Genomic DNA, 235 nt, shown 5'->3' on the forward strand with positions numbered 1-235 from the left:
TTGCGGCCCATAAATATAACGAAAAGGGTATCGATCGCATGAAACGCAAGATGGCCACGGTAGTCTCCGTCATGACGATAGGTACGACACTAATCGCAGGCTGCGGGGCCGGAGAAAGCGGCGGGAACGGAGCGCAGACAACCCCCGGAGCGTCTTCCCCGGCCTCGTCGGCAGCGGCAGGCGGCGCCCAGAAAGGGGAAATTTTTTGGTGGGGGGCCGGGGGCCGGGGAGGGGG

1 pseudogene is annotated in these 235 nt (G+C 63.4%); it reads left to right on the plus strand.

The annotated features are described in order from the left end of the window. Positions 1-38 precede the first annotated feature (38 nt). Positions 39-235 (plus strand): annotated as a pseudogene (locus KVT34_RS31220) (carbohydrate ABC transporter substrate-binding protein); the annotation flags it as partial.

This window comes from Paenibacillus sp. GbtcB18, assembly GCF_019091125.1.
GTDB classification, from domain to species: Bacteria; Bacillota; Bacilli; order Paenibacillales; family NBRC-103111; genus Paenibacillus_F; species Paenibacillus_F chitinolyticus.